1 protein-coding gene is annotated in these 417 nt (G+C 61.2%); it reads right to left on the bottom strand.

Annotation, left to right across the window (positions count from 1 at the left end; genetic code table 11):
- The coding region (locus tag I6F37_RS41890) for a hypothetical protein (RefSeq protein ID WP_225154657.1) at nucleotides 1–417 on the bottom strand (417 nt) is incomplete at both ends.

The raw sequence follows: 417 nt of genomic DNA, 5'->3' as shown, positions 1-417 counted from the left end.
TCCGATACGCGATACCACCGAACGCCCGCATTGGCGCTCGACGGCAACGTCAAGTCGGGCAGCATCGTGTCGACACCGTTTCGGCGGATGAATGCCTGACTACCTGCCGTGGCGAACGCGTTGCGAATGCCGATCATGACCACACCGATTTCGCCGGTAATGCCGCGCGACGCCATCGACTCCATCAGGTAAGAAATCTTCTGGTTGGCCGCCGTGGTCGTCACGACGTTCAAAGAGCCGACAGAGCTGTGCACGGCGGTGTGAGCACGCCAGTCGGGCTGGCCGCCCGTCCATTGCGAATACGTGCCTGGGCCCGCGACTTGCAACAGCGTGGTCCGCCAAGTGTTGCCATACGGGTCTAGCGCGTCGGCATGAGTCGCCGCTGAACTGTTGGCAACACGAAACACATTCATCAAC

Origin of the sequence: Bradyrhizobium sp. NBAIM08 (assembly GCF_020193935.1) — a bacterium.
Taxonomy (GTDB): domain Bacteria; phylum Pseudomonadota; class Alphaproteobacteria; order Rhizobiales; family Xanthobacteraceae; genus Bradyrhizobium; species Bradyrhizobium yuanmingense.
This window is presented reverse-complemented; position numbering and strand designations above follow the sequence as displayed.